Origin of the sequence: Pseudorhodoplanes sp. (genome assembly GCF_035565855.1) — a bacterium.
Lineage (GTDB): Bacteria > Pseudomonadota > Alphaproteobacteria > Rhizobiales > Xanthobacteraceae > Pseudorhodoplanes.
In genome coordinates, this window is record NZ_DATMRX010000230.1 from 1 (window position 1) to 4,530 (window position 4,530).

At 63.8% G+C, this 4,530-nt stretch carries 3 protein-coding genes; 2 read left to right on the forward strand and 1 reads right to left on the reverse strand.

The window, feature by feature from the left end:
- Window positions 1-326: 326 nt before the first annotated feature.
- Both VN004_RS12890 and VN004_RS12895 read left to right on the forward strand, forming a co-directional pair.
- Window positions 327-2,624: a PAS domain-containing sensor histidine kinase gene (locus tag VN004_RS12890; protein ID WP_325610598.1), complete on the forward strand. Its 2,298-nt coding sequence runs from the start codon at window positions 327-329 to the stop codon at window positions 2,622-2,624.
- 94 nt (window positions 2,625-2,718) lie between these two features.
- On the forward strand, window positions 2,719-3,540 hold the full coding sequence (locus VN004_RS12895) for an LssY C-terminal domain-containing protein (protein ID WP_325610599.1): 822 nt from the start codon (window positions 2,719-2,721) through the stop codon (window positions 3,538-3,540).
- Between the two features lie 15 nt (window positions 3,541-3,555).
- Here VN004_RS12895 and VN004_RS12900 read toward each other — a convergent pair.
- On the reverse strand, window positions 3,556-4,530 hold a 975-nt coding region (locus tag VN004_RS12900), incomplete at its 5' end, for a DUF294 nucleotidyltransferase-like domain-containing protein (RefSeq protein ID WP_325610600.1).

The window sequence follows — 4,530 nt, forward strand, 5'->3', positions numbered from 1 at the left end:
GCCGCCGTAAGAAGGCGGAAGAAGCATTGCGGCGCATCGCCGGCGTCTCCACGCTTTCGGCGGATGTCAGCGACATCGTCAATCGCGCGCTGACGCCCGTCTGATCAAGCGCCCTGCAACGCGCGCATAGGGAGTCATGCAGCGCGCGTTGCATCGCAGCGCGAAATCGTCACGGATGTTAGTAATTTTTTTACGTTCTTGACTCCGCGGACTCTCGACAAATCACCCCGCATCGATTCTTATGATTCTCGATTCGGGACGAGATGCGGCACATCCTCCCGGTCAAGGGTTGTGTAGGGCGAGCAATCCGACACGGGGGCAGATACATGGCGCGCGCGGAAGCAGCGCACGCGTCGGCGCGTTCCGATTCCATAAAGGGGTTGGCGCAGTCGATCGCAAAACCGGCATACAGACGACTGCTGACCGCGGAACCCGCCCTGCGGCGTGCGGTTCCCGCACTGATCATCGCCTTCCTCATCACCATCGCGATCGGCGCATTTGTACAGGTGCTCGATCATCGGCGCAGCGCATTGGCCGATGCTTCGAAGGACCTCGAAACCATCGCCGAGGTGCTGGCGCAACGTCTTGAACGAACCGCCAATGGCGATCGCTCGACGGTCTGGCGTCGCGTGCAGACCGATCTCGACATGGCGCGCACGCCGCGGACCACCGCCGCCGGCCGGCAGATCCTGGTCAGCAATCCCGACGGGATGATCATCGCCGCCGCGCCTCACATCGCGGGCGTCACCGGGCGCAAGCTGAGCGAAATCGTCGGGGATTCCCCACACGCGATCCTCGGCACCAATGGCGGCGTCGCCGACATCATATTCGCCGACGGCAAACGCACGCTCGCAACCATCCGGCCGCTGGACGAGCCGCTCGGCCTGCTCGCGGTGTATCAGCGCCGCAGCGACGCGCTCGCATCGTGGCGGTCGGACACCGCGCTGACGGTCACGCTGTCCGCGACCACCGGTTTCGTGCTGCTGATCCTCGGTTTCGCATTTCACTGGCAGGCCACGCGCGCCCGCGAAGCCGACATCATCTATGACACGGTCAGGAGCCGGATCGACACCGCGCTCAATCGCGGCCGCTGCGGCTTGTGGGACTGGGACCTCGCGCGCGGCCGTATCTTCTGGTCGCACTCGATGTTCGCCATCCTCGGCCTCGAGCCGCGCGATGAACTGATGACCTTCGGAGAGATCAACAAATATGTGCATCCGGAGGATGTCGATCTCTATGAACTCGCCACGCGGGTTGCCGACTCCCGCCTCAATGCCATCGACCACGATTTTCGCATGCTCCACGCCAACGGCCGCTGGGTGTGGCTTCGCGTCCGCTGCGAAGTGGTCCGCCAGCCCGGCGAACCCGGCCTGCATCTGATCGGCATCGCCGTCGATGTCACCGAACAGAAAACGCTGGTCGAGCGCACGACAGCGGCCGACATGCGGCTCCGCGATGCGATCGAGACCATTCCGGAAGCGTTCGTGTTGTGGGACGCCGACAACCGGCTGGTGCTGTGCAACTCGAATTTCCAGCAGCTGCACAAGCTCCCGGATGAACTCGTGGTACCCGGCACCAGCTATGAGAGCGTGCTTGCGGCGGGGCGCAAGAACCTGCGGCTCGGCAACGTATCGATGGTCGGACCCGACATGCCCGGCGCGCGGTCCTTCGAAGCCCAGCTCGACGACGGCCACTGGCTGTTCAGCGAGCGCCGCACCAAGGACGGCGGATACGTCTCAGTCGGCACCAATATCTCAAGCCTGAAGCAGCAGGAGCGCAGGCTGAAGAGCAGCGAGACGCGGCTGCTCGCGACGGTCGAGGACCTGCGCCAATCCAAGCAACAACTCCAGGAACTCGCCGAGAAATACGCCGCCGAAAAGACCCGTGCCGAGGACGCCAACCAGGCCAAGTCGAAATTCCTCGCCAATATGAGCCACGAACTGCGCACGCCGCTGAACGCGATCATCGGCTTCTCCGAGATCATGGAGAAAGGCATGTTCGGCAAGCTCGGCGTGGACAAATATCACGAATATTGCCGCGACATTCATCGCAGCGGGCAATATCTCCTCGACGTCATCAACGACGTGCTCGACATGTCGAAGATCGAAGCCGGCCGCATGAAGCTCGAACCGGAGGAGGTTGTGCTCGACGACATCCTCGCCGATTCCCTGCGGGTGGTGTCGACGCGCGCCGAGGAAAAGAACCTTACGCTGTCCTCGCATATCGCGTCCGATATCGTCGTGCGGGCCGATCGCCGCGCCCTGAAGCAGATCGCGCTCAACCTGTTGTCGAATGCGGTGAAATTCACCGGCGCCGGCGGACGTGTTGCGGTGCGCGGCCGCCGCGTTGGCGACTACGTCTCGATCGCGATCAGCGATACGGGGATCGGCATCGCCAAAGATGCACTGGAGCGGCTCGGCCGGCCCTTCGAGCAGGTCGAGAGCCAACTCACCAAGGTGCATCACGGCTCGGGTCTGGGGCTGGCGATCGCCAAGTCCCTGGTCACGCTGCATGGCGGCTTCATGCACATCCGCTCGACACCGGGCCGCGGCACCACCGTATTGGTGCGGCTGCCGGTAGCCGGCCCGCGGATGGAAGCCGGTTTGACTAGCAGCGCGGCCTAGCCCAAGAATTGCCGCCTGCCATTCGCCAGCAGTGTTGAGACAGCGACCGCGCGATGCGGAGAACACTCGAACATATCGCGCGGAGCGCGCCAGCATGAGAAGGCTTCGCCGCCTCCTGCAACGCCTGCTCGTCTTTCTCCTCGGCGTTGTCACGGTCTGGCTGATCGTCTTCGTGATCTTCGACACGGTCGATCGTCGCCTGCCCTGGGTGATTGCGCTTGCCGTCACTTACGGCCTCGCCGCCTATGTGGTGCTGCCGCGCGCCATCCGGATCGGACTTCGCATCCTGCAGCGCGGACGCGTGCCGAGCTACACGCTGACCGGTGATGGGCTTCCGGGCGATCCGGTCAACATCGCCTTGATCGGGACCGAGCGCCAGTTATGCGATGCCTTCGCCAGGATGGGATGGTCGCGGGCCGATCCGCTCAATCTCAAGAGCTCGATCCGGATGGCGCAGGCCTTCGTGATGAACAAGACCTACCCGAACGCGCCGTTCAGCACGCTCTATCTGTTCGGACGCGGGCAGGATCTGGGATTCCAGCTGCCGATCGATAACAGTCCGCGCAAGCGTCATCATGTCCGCTTCTGGGGCCGGCCGACGGCGCGTGCTGAGCTGGCGATCGACACACCCGGCTTCTGGCTCGACTCGGATCGGCCCTCCCCCGACGAAGAAGTTCTCTGGGTCGGGGCGGCGACCAAGGATACCGGGTTTTCGCTCACGCGCCTGAGTTTCCAGATCACCCATGCGACCGACGACGACACCAACAAGGAACGCGACTTCCTTGTCGGCGAGCTCACCCGTCATGGCGTCATCACGAATCTTCAATCGCAACTTTCCGGCGAGCGTCTGGAAGTCGGTAAGGTCAACAAATACGTCACCGACGGCGAAATCGCGGTGGCCGACTTGCGCGCGTGAGGCTCGGGTATCCGCTCACTCACCCGGCCCGAGCAAGGCCTCGAAGCGCGCCCGCACTCTTGTCTGCGTCTCAGCCACATGGGCATCGAGCGTCGCGAAATCCGGCACATCCGCCGCGCGCGCGAGAAGCCGCAAGAGGCCTGGATCGGTCTTTTTCGGATCGAACGGACCAGACAGGCACAGCCGCAGGATCTGGCTGAGATTCTGATAGAGCTGAACCGCCGGACGCAACACCTCGGAATCTTCCGGTGAAAGGAGACCGAGCCGCGCCGCGCGCTCGAGCACCTTCGCCGTCGACGGATCGAGGATGTCGGGGTGATCGGCGGCGTGCACGAGCTGCAGATATTGCGCGATGAATTCGATGTCGGTGAGCCCGCCTGCTGCGTATTTCAGATCCCAGCGCTCGGCCTCGCCTTTTTCCGTCGCGATGGCCATGCGCATCTCATAGGCATCGCCCGCAATCGTGCGCATGTCGCGCGGCCGTGCCAGCACCGAACGGATCAGCGCTTCGACCCGCGGCGCGAAATCGCCGGACGCGGAGACGACGCGAGCGCGCGTCAGCGCCATATGCTCCCAGGTCCATGCCTCCTCCGTCTGATAGTCGCGGAAGGCATCGAACTTGGTCGCGACCGGTCCCGACCGGCCGGAGGGGCGCAAGCGCATATCGACGTGATAGAGCGCGCCGTAATTGGTCTGCGCGGTGAGCGCCGAGATCAGCCTCTTGGTCAGCCGCGCGAAATATTGCGCCCCGTAAAGCGGCCGCTCGCCATCGGATTCTGGGCTCTCCTCGTCGAAGTCATAGACGAGGATCAGGTCGAGGTCGGAGCTTGCGGTCATCTCGCGGCCGCCGAGCTTGCCCAGAGCCAGCAAAGCCGTCTGTTGCCCTTTGATCCGGCCATGCGCCTGCACGAACAGGTCTTCGACCTGACGATGCAGCGCGCGGATGATGACGTCGGCGAGCCGTGCGAAGGCTTCTCCCGCCTGTTCCGC